The organism is Aurantimonas sp. DM33-3 (genome assembly GCF_014334315.1).
GTDB lineage: Bacteria > Pseudomonadota > Alphaproteobacteria > Rhizobiales > Rhizobiaceae > Aurantimonas > Aurantimonas coralicida.
In genome coordinates this window covers 40,420-58,116 of the sequence record NZ_JACSGS010000017.1, presented here as the reverse complement: position 1 = coordinate 58,116, position 17,697 = coordinate 40,420, and the positions used below count along the sequence as shown (strand labels likewise).

15 protein-coding genes are annotated in these 17,697 nt (G+C 67.8%); 9 read left to right on the top strand and 6 right to left on the bottom strand.

The genetic code is table 11. The features are described from left to right. Positions 1-141: 141 nt before the first annotated feature. Positions 142-1,182, bottom strand: coding sequence for an SMP-30/gluconolactonase/LRE family protein (locus tag H9Q09_RS18770; RefSeq protein ID WP_246716232.1), 1,041 nt, complete (start codon positions 1,180-1,182; stop codon positions 142-144). A 261-nt stretch (positions 1,183-1,443) separates the two neighbouring features. On the opposite strand from H9Q09_RS18770, the gene ugpC reads away from it, so the two are divergent. The 9 genes from ugpC (at position 1,444) to H9Q09_RS18725 (ending at position 11,686) form a co-directional block, all read left to right on the top strand. Beyond that, positions 1,444-2,508: a sn-glycerol-3-phosphate ABC transporter ATP-binding protein UgpC gene (ugpC, locus tag H9Q09_RS18765; RefSeq protein ID WP_187392302.1), complete on the top strand. Its 1,065-nt coding sequence runs from the start codon at positions 1,444-1,446 to the stop codon at positions 2,506-2,508. 134 nt (positions 2,509-2,642) lie between these two features. After that, positions 2,643-3,959 (top strand): ABC transporter substrate-binding protein, encoded by a 1,317-nt coding sequence (locus H9Q09_RS18760; protein WP_024352150.1) that lies wholly within the window; start codon positions 2,643-2,645, stop codon positions 3,957-3,959. Between the two features lie 122 nt (positions 3,960-4,081). Continuing rightward, positions 4,082-5,014 (top strand): sugar ABC transporter permease, encoded by a 933-nt coding sequence (locus H9Q09_RS18755; RefSeq protein WP_187392301.1) that lies wholly within the window; start codon positions 4,082-4,084, stop codon positions 5,012-5,014. 31 nt (positions 5,015-5,045) lie between these two features. Then, positions 5,046-5,948 carry a carbohydrate ABC transporter permease gene (locus tag H9Q09_RS18750; RefSeq protein WP_024352152.1) on the top strand — a complete coding sequence of 301 codons (903 nt, stop codon included), beginning with the start codon at positions 5,046-5,048 and terminating at the stop codon, positions 5,946-5,948. Between the two features lie 150 nt (positions 5,949-6,098). After that, a complete protein-coding gene (locus tag H9Q09_RS18745; RefSeq protein WP_187392300.1) occupies positions 6,099-8,216 on the top strand; it encodes a catalase in 2,118 nt (705 codons plus the stop codon). After that, positions 8,206-9,336, top strand: coding sequence for a glycosyltransferase family 2 protein (locus H9Q09_RS18740; protein ID WP_187392299.1), 1,131 nt, complete (start codon positions 8,206-8,208; stop codon positions 9,334-9,336). The genes H9Q09_RS18745 and H9Q09_RS18740 overlap by 11 nt, the downstream gene beginning before the upstream one ends. After that, positions 9,326-10,411: an acyl-CoA dehydrogenase family protein gene (locus H9Q09_RS18735; protein ID WP_187392298.1), complete on the top strand. Its 1,086-nt coding sequence runs from the start codon at positions 9,326-9,328 to the stop codon at positions 10,409-10,411. Before H9Q09_RS18740 ends, H9Q09_RS18735 begins: the two co-directional genes overlap by 11 nt. Continuing rightward, the gene (locus H9Q09_RS18730) at positions 10,408-11,127 is read left to right on the top strand and encodes a PIG-L deacetylase family protein (RefSeq protein WP_187392297.1); all 720 of its coding nucleotides are present in this window, start codon (positions 10,408-10,410) and stop codon (positions 11,125-11,127) included. Before H9Q09_RS18735 ends, H9Q09_RS18730 begins: the two co-directional genes overlap by 4 nt. Then, positions 11,111-11,686, top strand: coding sequence for a class I SAM-dependent methyltransferase (locus H9Q09_RS18725; protein ID WP_187392296.1), 576 nt, complete (start codon positions 11,111-11,113; stop codon positions 11,684-11,686). The genes H9Q09_RS18730 and H9Q09_RS18725 overlap by 17 nt, the downstream gene beginning before the upstream one ends. 28 nt (positions 11,687-11,714) lie before the next feature. On the opposite strand, the gene H9Q09_RS18720 is transcribed toward H9Q09_RS18725, so the two are convergent. From H9Q09_RS18720 to H9Q09_RS18700, 5 genes are all read right to left on the bottom strand, one after another. Further along, positions 11,715-12,473, bottom strand: a complete 759-nt coding sequence (locus H9Q09_RS18720) for an amino acid ABC transporter ATP-binding protein (RefSeq protein ID WP_187392295.1) — start codon at positions 12,471-12,473, stop codon at positions 11,715-11,717. After that, positions 12,470-13,129 carry an ABC transporter permease subunit gene (locus tag H9Q09_RS18715; protein WP_187392294.1) on the bottom strand — a complete coding sequence of 220 codons (660 nt, stop codon included), beginning with the start codon at positions 13,127-13,129 and terminating at the stop codon, positions 12,470-12,472. Before H9Q09_RS18715 ends, H9Q09_RS18720 begins: the two co-directional genes overlap by 4 nt. A gap of 151 nt (positions 13,130-13,280) precedes the next feature. Further along, entirely contained in the window at positions 13,281-14,042 is a 762-nt protein-coding gene (locus H9Q09_RS18710) for an amino acid ABC transporter substrate-binding protein (protein WP_187392293.1), read from the bottom strand. Between the two features lie 189 nt (positions 14,043-14,231). After that, complete coding sequence (locus H9Q09_RS18705) at positions 14,232-15,611, bottom strand: flagellar biosynthesis protein FlgA (RefSeq protein ID WP_187392292.1); 1,380 nt, start codon at positions 15,609-15,611, stop codon at positions 14,232-14,234. A gap of 146 nt (positions 15,612-15,757) precedes the next feature. After that, on the bottom strand, positions 15,758-17,671 hold the full coding sequence (locus H9Q09_RS18700) for a TRAP transporter fused permease subunit (RefSeq protein ID WP_187392291.1): 1,914 nt from the start codon (positions 17,669-17,671) through the stop codon (positions 15,758-15,760). Positions 17,672-17,697 lie beyond the last annotated feature (26 nt).

Below are 17,697 nucleotides of genomic sequence, written 5' to 3'. Positions count from 1 at the left end.
CCGAAGCACGCCCAGTACACGCGCTTCATGGCTAAAATATATACACGACTTATGATTGCATCATTATAAGGCAGTGTAGTGTGGGCCCGGCCGGACGGGCGGCAGCGATGGATCGCGCTGCCGCCGCGTCTCTGTCGCCGATCAGGCGATATGGGCGCCCTGGGCGGCGGTGTAGATCGAATAGATCGACTGGCTCGCCGTCATCAGCAGCCGGTTCCGGTGCTCGCCGACGAAGGTGAGGTTGGCGCAGCCCTCCGGGGTCTTGATCTGGCCGATCTTGGTGCCGTCCGGCGCGTAGACATGCACGCCGTCCTGGCCTTCGCCGGCAAAGCCCGTCGCCGCCCAGACGTTGCCGTCGACATCGGCGCGCAGGCCGTCGTGGAAGCCGCTTTCGAGCGTCGCGAACTCGCGCCGGCCGGTCAGCCGGCGGCCATTGTCCTCGACATTCCAGGCGATGATCCGGGCCGGCTCCGGATGGTGCGTTGCGGCAGAATCGGCGACGTAGAGCGTGCGGTAGTCCGGCGAGAAGCACAGGCCGTTCGGCTTGAAGATCTCGTCGCTCAGCCGGGTCAGCGCGCCGCTCGCGGCGTCGATATGGTAGATGCTGGTCGGCAGTTCGAGCTCGCGCACGGTGCCTTCATAGTACCAGTGGCTGCCATAGCCCGGATCGGTGAAGATGATGCCGCCGTCGTCCGGGTGGACCACCGCGTCGTTGGGAGCGTTGAGCTGCTTGCCCTCGAAGGTCTCGGCGAGCACCTCGGCCGGGCCCTGATGGCCGTAGCGCACGACGCGGGCGGTCGAGTGTTCGCAGCTGATCTGCCGGCCCTCGAAATCGAAGGTATTGCCGTTGGAATGGTTGGAATGGTGGCGCAGCGGCGTCACCGCGCCGGTGACCTCGTCCCAGCGCATCTGGCGATTGTTGGGAATGTCGCTGAAGACGGCGTAGCGGCCGACGCCGTTCCAGGCCGGCCCCTCGGCCCACAGGGCGCCGCTCCACTGGCGCTGCAGCGGCGTGTTGCCGATCATGTATTGCGAGAAGCGGCGATCCAGCACCTCCCAGGCGTCGTCGGGATAGCGCGAGGGCTGCGGCGCCAGAGACTGCGCCCGCACGACATGCGGCATGGCGAGAGCGGCGCCGAGCGCCGCGCCGCCGGTGAGCAATGCGCGTCGATGAATGGTCATGGGTTCCTCCCCGTCGACCGGCATGCCGACCCTCCGGACGACCGTGTTGCTGTTGTGGGGAACGGCCGGCGCCGAAGCGTAACGCGAAGCGGCAGGCCGGACCAGCGTAACGTATACGAAAAGCCGGGAATCGCGCTGTAACGGCCGCGGTTACCTTGCGGTGCAGCACAAGATTTCGGCGTCGGGCGCCCGCCAGCCATTGCGCAGGGGAGCCTGCGAATACAGTATACCGCCTGAAATTGCTGCGAGGGTGGGGCTTCAATGGCATCTGTGACATTTCGGGACGTGCGCAAGGCGTTTGGCCCGGTCGAAGTGCTGCACGGCGTATCCATTGATATCGAGGAAGGCCAGTTCGTCGTGCTGGTCGGTCCGTCCGGTTGCGGCAAGTCGACCCTGTTGCGGATGCTGGCCGGTCTCGAGCACATCACCTCCGGCGAGATCCTGATCGGCGACCGGGTGGTCAACGCGCTGCCGCCCAAGGATCGCGACATCGCGATGGTCTTCCAGAACTACGCGCTCTATCCGCACATCACGGTTGCCGAGAACATGGGCTTCTCGCTGATGCTGAAGAAGGCCTCCAAGGCGGAGATCGCCGAGCGGGTCCGGCCGGCGGCCGAGATTCTCGGCCTGACCAATCTGCTCGATCGCTATCCGCGGCAGCTGTCGGGCGGCCAGCGCCAGCGCGTCGCCATGGGGCGGGCGATCGTGCGCGAGCCGCAGGTCTTCCTGTTCGACGAGCCGCTGTCCAATCTCGATGCCAAGCTGCGCGTCTCGATGCGCTCGGAGATGAAGAACCTGCACCAGCGGCTGCAGACGACCACGGTCTACGTTACCCACGATCAGATCGAGGCGATGACCATGGCCGACAAGATCGTCGTCATGCATGACGGCATCGTCGAGCAGGTGGGCAGCCCGCTGGAACTCTACGACCGGCCGGACAATCTCTTCGTGGCCGGCTTCATCGGCTCGCCCGCCATGAACATGATGACCGGGGCCGTCGATCCGAGCGACCGCGCGACCTTCGTCACCGGCCACGGGCACCGGCTGCCGATCGCGCGGCCTGGCAAGGCCGAGCCGGGCCGCGAGACGATCTATGGCGTCAGGCCTGAATCCTTCCGCCTCGGCGGCGACATTCCGCTGCGGGTGGAGGTGGTCGAGCCGACCGGCTCGGAGACCCACGTCATCGCCAAGCTGGGCGACAGCGACGTGATGTGCGTGTTCCGCGAGCGGATTTCGGCGGGGCCGGGCGACGAACTGCCGGTCTCGATCGACGCGGAAGCGGTGCATCTGTTCGACGCGGCGACGGGCGCGCGCGTTTCGGCCTGAAGCCGGCAGGGCTTCGGGCGGCCGGTCGGGTTGGAGGACCCGGCCGGCAAGGGAGGACGGCCGTGACGGCAGCGGGAGCGCCGTCACTTCGGGGCACAGAATCGCACGCTCCCGCGCAAGTGGAGGAGATCACGATGACCATCAATCGCAGGACGCTTCTGGCCGGCACGGCCGGCCTCGCCGCCAGCGCGGCCTTCATCGGGCCGTTCGGCATGCGCGGTGCGCTGGCCCAGGCGGCCGCGCCGAAATTCAAGCCGGAGGAAGGCGCCTCGCTGCGGCTTCTGCGCTGGGTGCCCTTCGTCGCCGGCGAGGAGGAAGCCTGGAACGCCAATACCAAGGCCTTCACCGAGGCGACCGGCGTCGAGGTGCAGATCGACCAGGAAAGCTGGGAGGACGTGCGCCCGAAGGCCGCCGTGGCCGCCAATGTCGGCTCGGGCCCCGACATGGTGATGAGCTGGTTCGACGACCCGTTCCAGTATCCCGACAAGCTCGTCGACGTGACCGACCTTGCGACCTCGCTCGGCGAGCAGCATGGCGGCTGGTACGAGGGCCTGGAAGGTTATGCCAAGCAGGGCGACAAGTTCATCGCCGTGCCGCTCTGCGCCATCGGCAACGCCATCTGCTATCGCGACAGCCACATGAAGGCGGCGGGCTTCGAGGAATTCCCCTCCGACACGGCGGGCTTCCTGGAACTGTGCAAGGCGATGCAGGCCAATGGCACGCCGGCCGGCTTCCCGCACGGCAAGGCGGTGGGCGACGGCAACAACTACGCCCACTGGCTGCTGTGGAGCCATGGCGGCAAGACCGTCGACGAGGCCGGCAAGCCGGCGATCGACAGCCCCGAGACGCGGGCGGCGATCGAATACGCCAAGGCGCTCTATGCCACCTTCATCCCCGGCACCGAGAGCTGGCTCGACATCAACAACAACCGCGCCTTCCTGGCCGGCCAGATCTCGCTGACGGCGAATGGCGTGTCGCTCTATTACGCGGCCACCAAGGACCCGGAGATGGCCGAGATCGCCGAGGACATCCGCACCACCACCATGCCGGTCGGGCCGGTCGGCCAGCCGGCGGAGCTGCACCAGACCTCGACGCTCAACATCTTCCAGCACACGAAGTACCCGGAAGCGGCCAAGGCCTATATCGAGTTCATGTTCCAGCCGGAGCAGATGAACGCCTGGATCGAGGGCGCCAGCGCCTATTGCTGCCAGTCGCTCAAGGCCTATGCCGACAATCCGGTGTGGACCTCGAACCCGATCCACGAGCCCTATTCCAAGGCCTCGGCCAGCCTGCGGCCGAACGGCTTTGCCGGGCCGCTCGGACCCTCGTCGGCCGCCGTCATGGCCGATTACGTGCTCGTCGACATGTTCGCCGAGGCGGTGACAGGCCAGCGCACCGCGGACGAGGCCATCGCCAACGCCGAGCGGCGCATCGCCCGCTACTACCGCTGAGGCTGCCGGCACCGGCCTGAACGGCCGGTGCCACGAGACGCGGGCGCGCGGGCGTTGCTGCCCGGGCGCCTGTCGGCGGCGGCTTCGGCCGCACGTCCTTTCGGCAACGGAGACGATCGACGATGTCCAGCATAGAGGCGACCGCCAGGCCCTCGGCATTCCGCCGGTTCGTGCAGAGCCGCGGCGGGCTCGGCCTGTTGTTCATGCTGCCGGCGGCGGCGTTTCTCTTGTGCTTCCTGACCTATCCGCTCGGTCTCGGCATCTGGCTGAGCTTCACCGACACGACCATCGGCCGGACCGGCATCTTCATCGGCCTGGAGAACTATGCCTGGCTGTTCGACGATCCGGTGTTCTGGCTGTCGGTCTACAACACCATGCTCTACACGACGGTCGCCTCGGTGCTGAAATTCGGGCTCGGCCTGTGGCTGGCGCTGATTCTCAACGAGCATCTGCCGTTCAAGAACTTCTTCCGCGCCATCATCCTTCTGCCCTGGGTCGTGCCGACCGTCCTGTCGGCGCTGGCCTTCTGGTGGATCTTCGACAGCCAGTTCTCGATCATCTCCTTCGTCCTGATGAAATGGGGCTGGATCGATGCGCCGATAAACTTCCTGGGCGATCCGACCAATGCGCGGGCCTCGGTGATCGCCGCCAATGTGTGGCGCGGCATTCCCTTCGTGGCGATCTCGCTGCTCGCCGGCCTGCAGACCATCCCGCAATCGCTGAACGAGGCGGCGGCGCTGGACGGCGCGACCTCCTGGCAGCGCTTCACCAAGATCACCCTGCCGCTGCTGACGCCGATCATCGCCGTGGTGATGACCTTTTCGGTGCTGTTCACCTTCACCGATTTCCAGCTGATCTACGTCCTGACCCGCGGCGGCCCGGTCAACGCCACCCATCTGATGGCGACCCTGTCCTTCCAGCGGGCGATCCCCGGCGGCCAGCTCGGCGAGGGCGCGGCCATCGCCGTGGCGATGATCCCGTTCCTTCTCGCCGCGATCCTGTTCTCCTTCTTCGGCCTGCAGCGGCGCAGATGGCAGCAGGGAGGCGGCGAATGAGGCGCGTTCAGATGCGGGGAGGAACGATCCGATGAGCAAGCAATCGGCGGCCGCCAAGGCGGCGAACGACCGGGCTGAAGCCTCCGGCCTCAGCCAGTTCGACACGCTGCCGCGGCGGATCCTGACGCTCTACCTGCCGCTGTTCGTCTTCGTCTTCGTCCTGCTGTTCCCGTTCTACTGGATGGTGATCACGGCGGTGAAGCCGGACAACCAGCTCACCGACTACCAGACCTACAGCCCGTTCTGGGTGGTCGGGCCGACGCTGGAGCACATCAAGTATCTCCTGTTCGAGACCTCCTATCCGGGCTGGCTGTGGAACACGATGGTGGTCGCCGTCTGCTCGACCTTCCTGGCGCTGGCCGCGTCGGTCTTCGCCGCCTATGCGATCGAGCGGATCCGCTTCACGGGGGCGCGGGTGACCGGCTTGATGATCTTCCTCGCCTATCTGGTGCCGCCGTCGATCCTGTTCATTCCGCTGGCCTTCATCGTCTTCCAGGTCGGCATCTTCGATTCCATGTTCGCGCTGATCCTGACCTATCCGACCTTCCTGATCCCGTTCTGCACATGGCTGCTGATGGGCTATTTCCGCACCATCCCCTTCGAGCTGGAGGAGTCGGCGCTGGTCGACGGGGCGACGCGCTGGCAGATCCTGACCAAGGTGGTGCTGCCGCTGGCCGTGCCCGGGCTGATCTCCGCCGGCATCTTCGCCTTCACCCTGTCCTGGAACGAGTTCATCTACGCGCTCACCTTCATCTCCTCCTCGGAGAACAAGACGGTGCCGGTCGGCGTCCTGACCGAACTCGTGCGCGGCGACATCTACGAATGGGGAGCACTGATGTCCGGCGCGCTGCTGGGCTCGCTGCCGGTGGTGATCCTCTACTCCTTCTTCGTCGATTACTACGTCTCGTCGATGACCGGGGCCGTGAAGGAGTAGCGCGGCGATCCGGGACGCCGATCAGTGGCAGGCGGCGCACCGAGGCGCGCGCCGGTGTGGTCGCGGCTGCCAAATTTTCCGACATCCGCGCGCATCCTTTAGGGGGCTACGAGTCTTATCCGAGTGAACATCCCTTCACCCGGAGCAGACATGACTCAGCAATCGAACGCGGATAAGCCGCTGAACGCCGGTACGACGCAGGACTATCGCGGCGAGGGCGGCGAGCTGCACCAGGTCGCCGGCGGCGACGTTCCCCAGATGACGACCCAGGGCGGCGCCCCGATTGGCGACGACCAGAACACCCTGAAGGTCGGTCCGCGGGGCCCGACGCTGATCGAGGACCAGGCGTTCCGCGAGAAGATCTTCCATTTCGACCACGAGCGCATTCCCGAGCGCGTGGTCCATGCGCGGGGCTTCGGCGTCCATGGCGTCTTCGAGACCTATGAATCCTTGTCGGACATCACCCGGGCGGACATGTTCCAGCGGGCCGGCGAACAGACCGAGATGTTCGTCCGCTTCTCGACCGTGGCCGGCAACAAGGGCTCGGCCGACCTTGCCCGCGACGTGCGCGGCTTCGCCTGCCGCTTCTACACCAAGGAAGGCAACTGGGATCTCGTCGGCAACAACATCCCGGTGTTCTTCATCCAGGACGCCATCAAGTTCCCCGACCTGATCCATGCGGCCAAGCAGGAGCCGGATCGCGGCTTCCCGCAGGCCCAGACCGCGCATGACAATTTCTGGGACTTCATGTCGCTGACCCCGGAAGCCATGCACATGGCGATGTGGATCATGTCCGACCGCACGATCCCGCGCTCCTTCCGCTTCATGGAAGGCTTCGGCGTCCACACCTTCCGGATGATCAATGCCGAAGGCAAGTCGACCTACGTCAAGTTCCACTGGAAGCCCAAGCAGGGCCTGCAGTCCGTCGTGTGGAACGAGGCGCTGAAGCTGAACGGCGCCGATCCGGACTTCCATCGCCGCGACCTGTGGGACGCGATCCAGATGGGCGACTATCCGGAGTGGGAGCTCGGCCTGCAGATCTTCGACGACGAGTTCGCCGACCGCTTCGACTTCGACATCCTCGACGCCACCAAGATCATTCCCGAGGAGGAAGTGCCGATCCGCGTCGTCGGCAAGATGACGCTGAACCGCGTCGTCGACAATTTCTTCCAGGAGACCGAGCAGGTGGCGTTCCAGACCGGGAACATCGTGCCGGGCATCGACTTCACCAACGACCCGCTGCTGCAGGGCCGCAACTTCTCCTATCTGGACACCCAGCTGAAGCGTCTCGGCGGCCCGAACTTCACCCATATCCCGGTGAATGCGCCGCGCACCGAGGTCCGGCACTTCCAGCAGGACGGCCATATGTCGATGCGCAACCCGAAGGGTCGCGCCAATTACGAGCCGAACTCCTGGGGCGGTGCGGCCGGTGGCCCCCGCGAGGCACCGCGGGGCATGTATCAGAGCTTCCCGGCCGAGGAAGCCGGCCAGAAGCGCCGCATCCGCTCGGAGACCTTCGCCGACCATTACAGCCAGGCGCGGCAGTTCTACCTGTCGCAGACCCAGACCGAGCAGCAGCACATCGCTGACGCCTTCGCCTTCGAGCTGTCCAAGGTCGAGACGGTGGCGATCCGCGCGCGCATCGTCTCGCATCTCCTGAATGTCGACGAGGATCTGGCCAAGACGGTCGCCAAGAGCCTGCGTCTGAAGGAGATGCCGGCCCCGGCCGAGGCCGCCATGCCGACGCGCATGGATCTGAAGACCTCGCCGAAGCTGTCGATCATCCTCAACGGTCCGGAGAGCTTCAAGGGCCGCAAGGTCGGCGTGCTGGTCACCGACGGTGTCGACGCCGCGCTGCTGTCCGGCCTGAAATCCGCCATCGAGGCGGAGGGCGCGATGATGGAAATCGTCGCCCCGATGGTCGGCGGCGTCGAGGCCAGCGACGGCAGCTGGATCGAGGCCAAGCAGAAGGTCGATGGCGGTCCGTCGCTGCTCTACGACGCGGTGGCGGTGCTCGCGTCGAAGGACGGCGCATCCACCCTGACCAAGGAGGCGACGGCCCGCGACTTCGTCACCGACGCTTTCGCCCATTGCAAGTTCATTGCCTATTCGGCCGAGGCGATGCCGCTGTTCGAGAAGGCCGGCGTCGCCGGTGATCTCGACGAGGGCTGCGTGAAACTCGCCAGTGCCGAGGACGCGAAGGGCTTCATCGTCCAGTGCCGCAAGCTGCGCCACTGGCAGCGCGAACCGAACGTCAATGCGGTCTGACGCTTCGACCATTGGACGGGGCGCCCTGCGCGCCCCGTCAGGCGGCCTTGATTATCGGCCGATCGTGGCGGTTCCCGCCCGCAACGAGGAGGAGCGCCTGCCGGCGCTTCTCCGCGCGCTTGCCGAACAGTCCTGGCTTGCCGGCACTGGCCGGCAGCTCGACGTCGTCATCGTTCTCAACAACACCGACGACCGGTCGCGCGCGGCAGCGGAGGCGGCGGCGGCCGGCACCATGCTGCGGCTGCATCTGGTCGAGTGCCTGTTTCCGGCGCCCTTCGCCCATGTCGGCGCGGCGCGCCGGCTCGGCATGGACCTCGCCTGCACCCTGTCGCCGGATACCGGCCGCACGATCCTGCTGACCACGGATGCCGACGCCGTGCCGGCACCCGACTGGATCGCGGCCAATCTCGCGGCGATCGAACGCGGTGCCGATGTGGTCGGCGGCCTGATCATCGGCGACCGGCGCGAAGAGGCCTTGCTCGGGCCGGCCTTCGCGGCGCGCGCCAGGAATTACCTTCTCTATGCCGAATTGTGCGACCGGCTCGCCTGTCATGTCGATCCGCTGGCTCACGATCCCTGGCCGCGGCATCGCGACCACACCGGCGCGAGCCTGGCCGTGCGCGCCAGCGTCTACGAGGCGGTCGCCGGCCTGCCGGCGGCGTCCTTCCGGGAGGATCTCGCCTTCGTCGCCCGTGTCCGGCAGGCTGGCTTCAGGCTGCGCCACGATCCGGCCGTGCGGGTCGAGGTGTCGGCGCGCACCCATGGCCGGGCGGCCGGCGGCATGGCCGATACGTTGGCGCAATGGGTGGCCGAGGCGGAAGCCGGGCGTCCGCATCTGGTGGAGGCCCCGCAGCGCGTTCTGGCGCGGGCCATCCGCCGCAGCTTGCTGCGCGACGCGGCCCATGTCGAACCGGACGGGCTCGCGGCCATCGCGACGCGGCTCGGGCTCAAGCCCGCAGAGCTCCATGATCGCGACGGCCGGGTCCTGCCGCCGCACCTGCTGGTCGAGCGCCATGCGCCGGACGAGCCCGATTCCCCCGGCACGGTACCGGTGCTGGATGCGATTGCGGAATTGAGAGCGTTGATCGGCGAGGATGAGGCGAGGGAACATGCTGCATAAGCTCCGGCCACAGGACGAGGCGGCGTCGCTGCGACGCGCATTGGTGGCGCTGCCGCGCAGCTACGAGACGGAGGCCGAGTTCCCCCATGCGGGTTTCGCGCTGCTGTCGGGCTCGTCGCTGGCCGCCGATCCGCCGCTGGAACCCGCCGCCATCGGCGATCTCCTGCATCTTCTGGCGGAGGTGGGGCGCGGCGATCTCGGCGTCGGCCGCATCTATGAGGGGCACGTCAACGCGCTCTTGCTGATCCGCGCCTATGGCAGCGAGGCCCAGAATGCAGCGGTCCGCAATGCGGCGACTGAGGGCGCATGGCTGGGCGTCTGGAATACCGATGCGCCCGGCAAGCCGCTGACCGAGAATGACGGTGTTCTCTCGGGCGCCAAGAATTTCGCCTCCGGCGTCGACGGGCTGACCCGTGCGATCGTCACGGTTCCGGACGAGGCGGGCCGGAAGATGCTGCTGATGCCGCTGGCCGATGCGCCGGTCGACCGGTCGTGGTGGGACCCGATGGGCATGCGCGGCTCCGGCAGCCACGTCGTCGACTTCACCGGACTGGAGATCGAGGACGCACATCGTCTCGGTCAGCCGGGCGACTATACGCGCGAGCCCTGGTTCAGCGGCGGGGCGATCCGCTTTGCCGCGGTGCAGACCGGCGGCCTGCACGCCGTCTTCGACGTGGCGCGGGACCACCTGCTGCGCACCGACCGGGCCGGCGATCCCTATCAGGCACAGCGGCTCGCCCGCATGGGCCTGCATGTCGATGCCGCCCATGGCTGGCTGGCGCGCGGCGCAGAGGCCTGGAGCGCGGCCGCGGCCGACCCGGACGATACCGCAAAGGCGAGGCGTCTCGTGGCGACGGCTAATGCCGTGCGCTCAACGGTGGAAGCGGCGGCGCTGGCGGTGCTGGAAGAGGCGGAGCGGGCCGTGGGCGCTGCCGGCTTCAACCGGCCGCATCCGCTGGAGCGGCTGGTCCGCGACCTGCGCACCTATCTGCGCCAGCCCAATCCGGATGGCGCCCTGCGCAATCTGGGCGATGCCATCGCCGCCGGCGACTGGCTGCCGGGAGAGGGCGCATGAGCGAGGCGCGCGATCCGCGCACTTTGACCGCCCGCAGCATCCTCATCGTCGCGCCCCATGCCGACGACGAGTCGCTTGGATGCGGCGGGCTGGCGGCCATCCTCGCCAGGGACGGCCGGCAGTTCCATACGCTGTTCGTCACCGATGGCGGGGCGTCGCATCGCAATTCCGCGACATGGCCGCGGGCAGCACTGGCTGCCAAGCGCCACCGCGAGGCCGAGGACGCGCTCGCCATTCTCGGCCTCGGCACCATGCCGCGCAGCTTTCTCGGCCTGCCCGACGCCGATCTGCCGCCGGAAGGCTCGCCCGGCTGGGACGCGGCCCGCGCCCGGGTCGTCGAGATCGTTGCCGACGCTGCGCCCGACCTGGTGCTGCTGCCCTGGCGGCGCGATCCGCATTCGGACCATCGCGCCGCCTGGCATCTGGTCACCCAGGCGCTGGAACAGACGGGACTCGCCCCGGCGCGGATGGAATATGCGATCTGGCTCGACGAACTCGGGGCGCCGGAGGATCATCCGCGTCCCGGGGAAATGCACCGGGTCTCCTTCGACATCGCCGATGTCGTCGAGATCAAGCGGGCGGCGGTGGCCGCGCATCTGTCCCAGACCACGGCGCTGATCGACGATGACCCGGACGGGTTCATGCTCGACGCGGCCACCATTGCCCGGCTGACGGGCCCGATCGAAAGTTACTGGCAGGATGGCGAAGCCGATTGATCTGGACGGGTTCGAGGCGATGTTCGCCGCCGATCCCGATCCCTGGGGTTATGCCGCCTCGCCCTTCGAGCAGTTCAAGCGCCGCATCCTGATGGAGGCGGTGGGCACGCGGATCTATGGCCGCGGGCTGGAGCTGGCCTGCGCCAATGGCGAGAACAGCGCGGTGCTGGGCCGCAAATGCCTGCGGCTCGTCGCGCTGGACGGCTCGCCGACGGCGCTGGCCATCGCGCGGGACCGCAACCGGGCGACGCCGCGCATCCGTTTCGCCGAGGCCGTGCTGCCGGGCGGGATGCCTCGCGGGCCGTTCGACCTGATCGTCGTGTCGGAACTGCTCTATTATCTCGCGCCGAACGATCTGCAGGTGATGCTCGCCCGCTTGCGCGCGGCCGTCGCGCCCGGCGGGCGGATCGTGTTCCTCCACCATTTCCTCGATTTCGACGATGCGGCGACGCCGCCGGCCCTGGTCGCCGAGGCCGTCGATCGCGCCTTCGCAGCGGGCTTTGGCGTCGGCTACCGCGCCCGGACCGGCCGCTTCGTCGCCGTCGCCTTCGACCGCTGAGGCGGGTCCGGCGGTGTGCGGCGGGCGGTCAGTTCCCGCCGGCGGCGCCCAGCAGCGTGCCGACGAAGCGGGTCGTCCTCGGATCGGTGGGCGTGCGGAAGATCGTCTCCGGCGGTCCCTCCTCGACGATCTGGCCGCCGTCGAGAAAGGCGACATGATCGGCGATCTGGGCGGCCAGCCGCAGATCGTGGGTGGCCATCAGCATGGTCATGCCCTCCTCGGCGAGGGTCCGCAGCACCTCGACGACCTCGATGGCGAGTTCCGGATCGAGCGCCGAGGTCGGCTCGTCGCACAGAAGCAGCCTCGGCGAGGCGGCGATGGCCCGCGCGATGGCGACGCGCTGCTGCTGGCCGCCCGACAGCGTTGCCGGCCAGGCATCGGCCTTGTGGGCCATGCCGACCTTTTCCAGAAGCGTCATTGCGTGGCTTCGCGCCTTGGCGGCCGGCCATTTCCAGACGGTGGTGAGCCCTTCGGTCACATTGTCGGCGACCGAGCGATGCGGAAACAGCTGGAAGTTCTGGAACACCATGCCGGTCCTGCGGCGCAGCGCCAGGATCTCGCCCTGCGAAGGGCGCCGGCCCGGCGCAAAATCGACCGTCGCATCGCCGATCTCCAGCGTGCCGGCTTCGGGCATTTCCAGAAGGTTGGCGGTGCGCAGCAGCGTGCTCTTGCCGCTGCCGGACGGGCCGATCAGGGCGGTGACGCGGCCCTCGGCGATGGTCAGATCGACGCCGTCGAGGACGGTGTTCTCGCCGAAACTCTTGGCAATGCCGGACAGGCGGATCATGCGCCGGACTCCAGATAGCCGCCCTGACGCCCGAAGCGCGCCTCCAGTCGGCTCTGCAGGGCGGAGAGGACCGAGGACAGGACGAGGTAGAGCAGCGCCGCCTCGACATAGAGAATCAGCGGCTCGTAGGTCGTCGCGACGATGCGCTGGGCCTGCTGGAACAGCTCCGGCACGGTGATCGCCGCGGCCAGCGAGGTGTCCTTGACCAGCGAAATGAAGGAATTTGACAGCGGTGGCACGGCGACGCGCACCGCCTGGGGCACGATGGTGCGCTTCATCGCCTGGTTCCGGGTCATGCCGATCGCATAGGCGGCTTCCCACTGGCCCTTGTTGATGGAGGACAGGGCCGCGCGGATGATCTCCGACGTATAGGCGCCGACGCTGAGGGTGAAGCCGATCAGCGCGGCCGGAAAGGCGTCGATCAGGATGCCGACGCTGGGCAGGCCGTAGAAGATGACGAAGAGCTGGACGAGCAGCGGCGTGCCGCGGATGAACCAGACATAGAAGCGGGCGATGGCGGCCAGCGGCTTCGGCCCGAACAGCCGCACCACGGCGGTCATGAAGCCGAGCGACAGGCCGAAGGCGAAGGACAGGATCGCCAGCGGCACGGTGAAGACGAGACCCGCCCGGACCAGTGGCCAGAGCGAGTCGAGCATCAATTTGCAGGGTGGGGGGCAAGGCACGGTCCGATCCTGTCGCGGCAAGCGGGCGCGGGTAACCCGGTTCCGGTGCTCGGCCGGAACCTCACCCTTCGGCGACGATGTAGGGCAGCGGCAGCGGCGGGCATCCCGCCGCCGCCGTCGAAGATCAGCGCGAGACGTCGGCGCCGAAATATTTCTGGGAGATGGTCTCGTAGGTGCCGTCGGCGCGGATCGCATCGAGCGCCTTGTCGATCTCGGCGACGAGCTCGGGATTGTCCTTCTGGACGACCACGCCGGAAGCGGCGGCCTCGGCCTCCGAGGCGACGATCTTCACCGGCGCGTCGGGCTTCTGCTTCTTGAAGTCGAGATAGGAGAGGTTGTCGTTGATCGTCGCGTCGGCGCGGCCGGTGAGAACGAGCTGGATCGACTGGTCGAAGCCTTCCGTGCCGACGAGGCTGGCGCCGGCTTCCTCGGCGATCCGGCCGTAATTGGAGGTCAGCGACTGGGCCGCCCGCTTGCCGTCGAGATCGGCGAAGCTGGCGATGTCCTCATTGTCGTCCTTCACGATCAGGACCGCCTTGGAGACGATGTAGGGCTTGGAGAAGTCGAAGCGGGCCTGCCGCTCCTCGGTGATGCCGACCTGGTTGATCACTGCGTCGTAGCGGTCGGAGGCGAGGCCGGCGATCAGGCCGTCCCACTTGCCTTCGACGAACTCGACCTCGACGCCGAGCCGTTCGGCGATTTCGCGGCCGATCTCGACATCGAAGCCGACGAGGGCGCCGGAGGCATCGTGATAGGTGAAGGGGGCATAGGTGCCCTCGGTGCCGATCCGCAATGTGCCGGCGGACTTGATGTCCTCGAGGCTGCCGGCATGGGCGGCGGTGCCGAGGAGGAGGGCGGCGGTGAGGGTTGCGAGCGTGAGCTTCATGGGGGTCATTCCTGGATCGGGGGGACGCCTGTCGCGCATTGACCGGAAACTCGGTATTCGCGGGGCCTCCATCAAGGAATGGATTGGCGCGGGGACGCCGGATCGGAGTTGGTTCTTCCCATCTTCGCCATTCGGCGCGCGTGGAGCATGGGAGCGGACGACCGGTCGCGGTCGCCCGCCCTTGCGACGTCAGCCTTCGGCGAAGAAGACGCCGTCCTGCTCGCTGCGCAGCCGGTGCAGCGTGCTCGCCGTATCGAAGGCGACGGCGTCGCAGGTGACGATCTCGCCGGCCGCGACCGGGGCGCGCAGGGTGCGCCCGTCCAGCAGATAGTAGGGCGCGGGCGCGCCTGATCCGAGCGGCCGGGCCGGCATCAGCAGGTGATCCAGCGGCTCGATCTGGTGGCGCGCACCGATGGCCAGCGTCTCGCCCGCGGCGAGATCGCGCCGGGCGCGCGCGACGAGGTCGTAGCGGGGCCTCACCTCGGTGCCGCCGGTCGAGCTGCCGAGACGGGCCGCCGACAACACCGACATCGGCGCCTCGACGCCGAGAAGATGCACCGGGTTGTGGATCAGGAGATGGCGGCCATCCGGGCTCGCCGGAATGCCCTTGCCCGCGAGCAGCCGGCCGGTCGCCGCATCGGGCGCCTCGACGATGACGAAGACGCCGCCGGCAAAGCTGAGCTCGTCGGGCCGGCGCAGGCAGTTGAACATGTCCACGACGCCGGAGCGGCCGAGAAGGCCACCGGCGGCGCAGGGCCGCATGAGATGCGGCAGTTCCACCGTGCGGGCGATGGGCGCATGCAGTTCCGGCACGTCCGGATCGAGATCGGTGTGATTGGCGACGATGCCCATCTCGCAGAGATCGGGCACGGTGGTGCGGGCAAATTCCGCCAGTTCGCGGGGCAGGATCGCGGCGGTCGGATCGCCGGTCGCGAAGAGATCGCGAAAATGCGGCGCCGCCACCGACCGCCCCCAGGCGGTGACGGTGTCGTCGGCCGGGTTCCAGACGAAGTCGGATTCGCTGGCCTTGCCGGCGGCGACGATCTTGAGGCCGAGAAGCCGCGCCCAGCCGATCAGGCCGATCAGCAGGCTCGGCTGGTCGCCATCCACCGGCGTGTGGACCACGCCGGCCGAAGCGGCGCGCCGGGCGAGGATCGGGCCGACGACGATCTCGGCTTCCTTGGTGGCGATGACGCTGTGGCGGCCGTTGTCGATGGCGGCGGCAGCCGTCGCGGCGGCGCCTTCGGGATGGCCGGTCGCTTCGACGACCACGTCGAGCGGCAGGGCGGCCAGAAGCATGGCATCGTCGACGACCGCCGTCCGGCCTGCTTCGATGGCCGCCAGCGCGTCGGCGCGCGTGTCGCACAGCGCGATGGCCTCCGCCGCGACGCCTGCCGCCAGCAGCGAGCGGCGGGCACGGTCCATGTCGCGGTCGCAGATCGCCGGGACGACGAGCCCCGGAATATGCCGCGACTGCGCCACGAAGGTCGCACCGAACTCGCCGGCACCGACCAGCCCGGCCCGGATTTCGCGTTCCTCGCTCCGCGCGAAAACTGCATGCAGGTTCATGGATCCCCTCCCGAAATGAATTCCCCCGCGGCTGGTCTAGGCCAGATTGTCGCAGGGCGGAAGGGTCCGGCCGCGAGACCCGGCCGGCCGCAAGATGGCATGCCAGGCGTCGGGCGGCGCCCGGCGAGGCTGGCGCCGCGCCGCCGTCAGCCGGCCGCGATCCGGTTGCGGCGCGCGATGGCCGTCGGGGCAGCGGCGACGACGAGCAGGGCAAGGCCGGCCATGTCGATCCAGATGTTGGTCGGGAACATCAAGAGGCCGCCGGCAACGAGGAACAGCGCGCGGCGCAGCGGCGTGACGACACCGCCGACAGGCTCGGTGCCCTGCAGCGCGATGGCGAAAAGCACGCAGCCAAGGGCGTAGAGCGCCGTCGTGTAGGCGATGTCGAGCGGCGTTCCTTCGAGAAGCAACTGCGGGACGTAGACGAAGCTGAAGGGCATCAGCACCAGCGTGGCGCCGAACTTGAGGGCCGCGAAACCGGTCTTCATTGGCGGCGCGTCGGCGATCGCGGCACCGGCGAAGGCGGCGACGCAGACCGGCGGCGTGATGTTGGACAGGCACGCAGCGTAGAACACCGCCAGATGCGCGGCCACCACGGGAACGCCGAGATTGATCAAGGCGGGCGCGGCGACCACCGACAGGATGATGTAGGAGCCGGTGGTGCTCGACCCCATGCCGATGATGATCGAGACGACCGTCACGAGGCAGAGCGCGACGAAGAGATTGCCGCCGGAAAAGTCGATCAGGACGGCGGAGAATTTCAGCCCGAGGCCGGCCAGGACGATGCCGCCGATGATAATGCCGAGAGTACCGATGGCCGCGCCCGCCGCCGCGTTGCTGCGGGCGCCGCCGACCATGGCCTGGGCGATGGCGGTCGGTCCCATGCGGGTGTCGCGGCGCAGCCAGGACAGGGCGGCGGCCGAGACGGTGCCCCAGAAGGCGCAGAAATCGGCCGAATAGCCGGAAAACAGGAGGCCGATCACCGCGATCAGCGGCACGAAGAACTGCCAGCCCTTGGCCAGCACCGAGCGCAGGCTGGGGATTTCTTCCGCCGGCAGGCCCTTCAGGTCGAGGCGGACGGCTTCCAGGTCGACCATGGACAGGAGGAAGATGAAGAAGACCACGGCCGGGATGACGTTCATCAGGGCGATGGTCAGGTAGCTGGTCTCGGTCAGCGTCGCGAGAATGAAGACGCCGGCGCCCATGACCGGGGGCATGAACTGGCCGCCGGTGGAGGAAATCGCCTCGATGGCGCCGGCATCATGGTTGCGGAAGCCGGTGCGCTTCATCAGCGGAATGGTGAAGGCGCCGGTGGTCACGACATTGGCGACGGAGGAGCCGGAGATGGAGCCGAACAGCGCCGAGGTCATCACCGCGATCTTGGCCGGGCCACCGCGCCAGCGACCGGCCAGCGCCGTGCCAAGATCCATGAAGAAGGCGCCGGCGCCCGAGCGCTCGAGAAAGGCGCCGAAGATCATGAAGGGGAAGACGAAGGTGGCGAAGGTCGCGGTGACGACGCCGAACAGCGCTTCCTGGGTAGAATAGGTGAATTCCAGGATACGCTCGACCGACATGCCGGGATTGGCGAGGCGGCCGGGCAGATATTCGCCGAAATAGAGCTGGCCGAGAAAGACGATGGCGATGATCGAGATGATCGGGCCGAGCGCCCGGCGGCTGGTCTCCAGCATCACGCCGATGGCGATGGCGCCCATCACCAGATCGGCGGTGTTGGGCGAGGAGACGCGGAACATCGCGTAGCTGACATACTGGTCGATCCAGTACCAGACGCTGGCGACGGTGGCGGCGACGAGAACGAGGTCGACGATGCTCGGGCGGTGGGACGGCGAGCCGGCGCGTGCCGGATAGAGCAGGAACACCAGCACCGAGGTCAGCATCAGATAGATGCCGCGATTGGTCTGGGTCGAGACGAGGCCGAAGCCGGAGGTGTAGAGGTAGAAGCCGGTGAAGCCCAGCGCCACCAGATTGAAGGCGAGGGCGTAGAAACCGGTCAGGGACCGGCGTGCGCCATCGACGCGCAACAGCCAGGATGCGTCCACCATCGTCTCGTCTTTTCGTGGTTGAAAGG

Bases quoted from the DNA above. Each gene is read 5' to 3' on its own strand.
- H9Q09_RS18700 (WP_187392291.1), bottom strand. From the start codon at position 17,671: ATGGTGGACGCATCCTGGCTGTTGCGCGTCGATGGCGCACGCCGGTCC.
- H9Q09_RS18725 (WP_187392296.1), top strand. From the start codon at position 11,111: ATGGCGAAGCCGATTGATCTGGACGGGTTCGAGGCGATGTTCGCCGCC.
- H9Q09_RS18760 (WP_024352150.1), top strand. From the start codon at position 2,643: ATGACCATCAATCGCAGGACGCTTCTGGCCGGCACGGCCGGCCTCGCC.
- H9Q09_RS18730 (WP_187392297.1), top strand. From the start codon at position 10,408: ATGAGCGAGGCGCGCGATCCGCGCACTTTGACCGCCCGCAGCATCCTC.
- H9Q09_RS18710 (WP_187392293.1), bottom strand. From the start codon at position 14,042: ATGAAGCTCACGCTCGCAACCCTCACCGCCGCCCTCCTCCTCGGCACC.
- H9Q09_RS18755 (WP_187392301.1), top strand. From the start codon at position 4,082: ATGTCCAGCATAGAGGCGACCGCCAGGCCCTCGGCATTCCGCCGGTTC.
- H9Q09_RS18745 (WP_187392300.1), top strand. From the start codon at position 6,099: ATGACTCAGCAATCGAACGCGGATAAGCCGCTGAACGCCGGTACGACG.
- ugpC (WP_187392302.1), top strand. From the start codon at position 1,444: ATGGCATCTGTGACATTTCGGGACGTGCGCAAGGCGTTTGGCCCGGTC.
- H9Q09_RS18740 (WP_187392299.1), top strand. From the start codon at position 8,206: ATGCGGTCTGACGCTTCGACCATTGGACGGGGCGCCCTGCGCGCCCCG.
- H9Q09_RS18715 (WP_187392294.1), bottom strand. From the start codon at position 13,129: ATGCTCGACTCGCTCTGGCCACTGGTCCGGGCGGGTCTCGTCTTCACC.
- H9Q09_RS18770 (WP_246716232.1), bottom strand. From the start codon at position 1,182: ATGACCATTCATCGACGCGCATTGCTCACCGGCGGCGCGGCGCTCGGC.
- H9Q09_RS18750 (WP_024352152.1), top strand. From the start codon at position 5,046: ATGAGCAAGCAATCGGCGGCCGCCAAGGCGGCGAACGACCGGGCTGAA.
- H9Q09_RS18705 (WP_187392292.1), bottom strand. From the start codon at position 15,611: ATGAACCTGCATGCAGTTTTCGCGCGGAGCGAGGAACGCGAAATCCGG.
- H9Q09_RS18735 (WP_187392298.1), top strand. From the start codon at position 9,326: ATGCTGCATAAGCTCCGGCCACAGGACGAGGCGGCGTCGCTGCGACGC.
- H9Q09_RS18720 (WP_187392295.1), bottom strand. From the start codon at position 12,473: ATGATCCGCCTGTCCGGCATTGCCAAGAGTTTCGGCGAGAACACCGTC.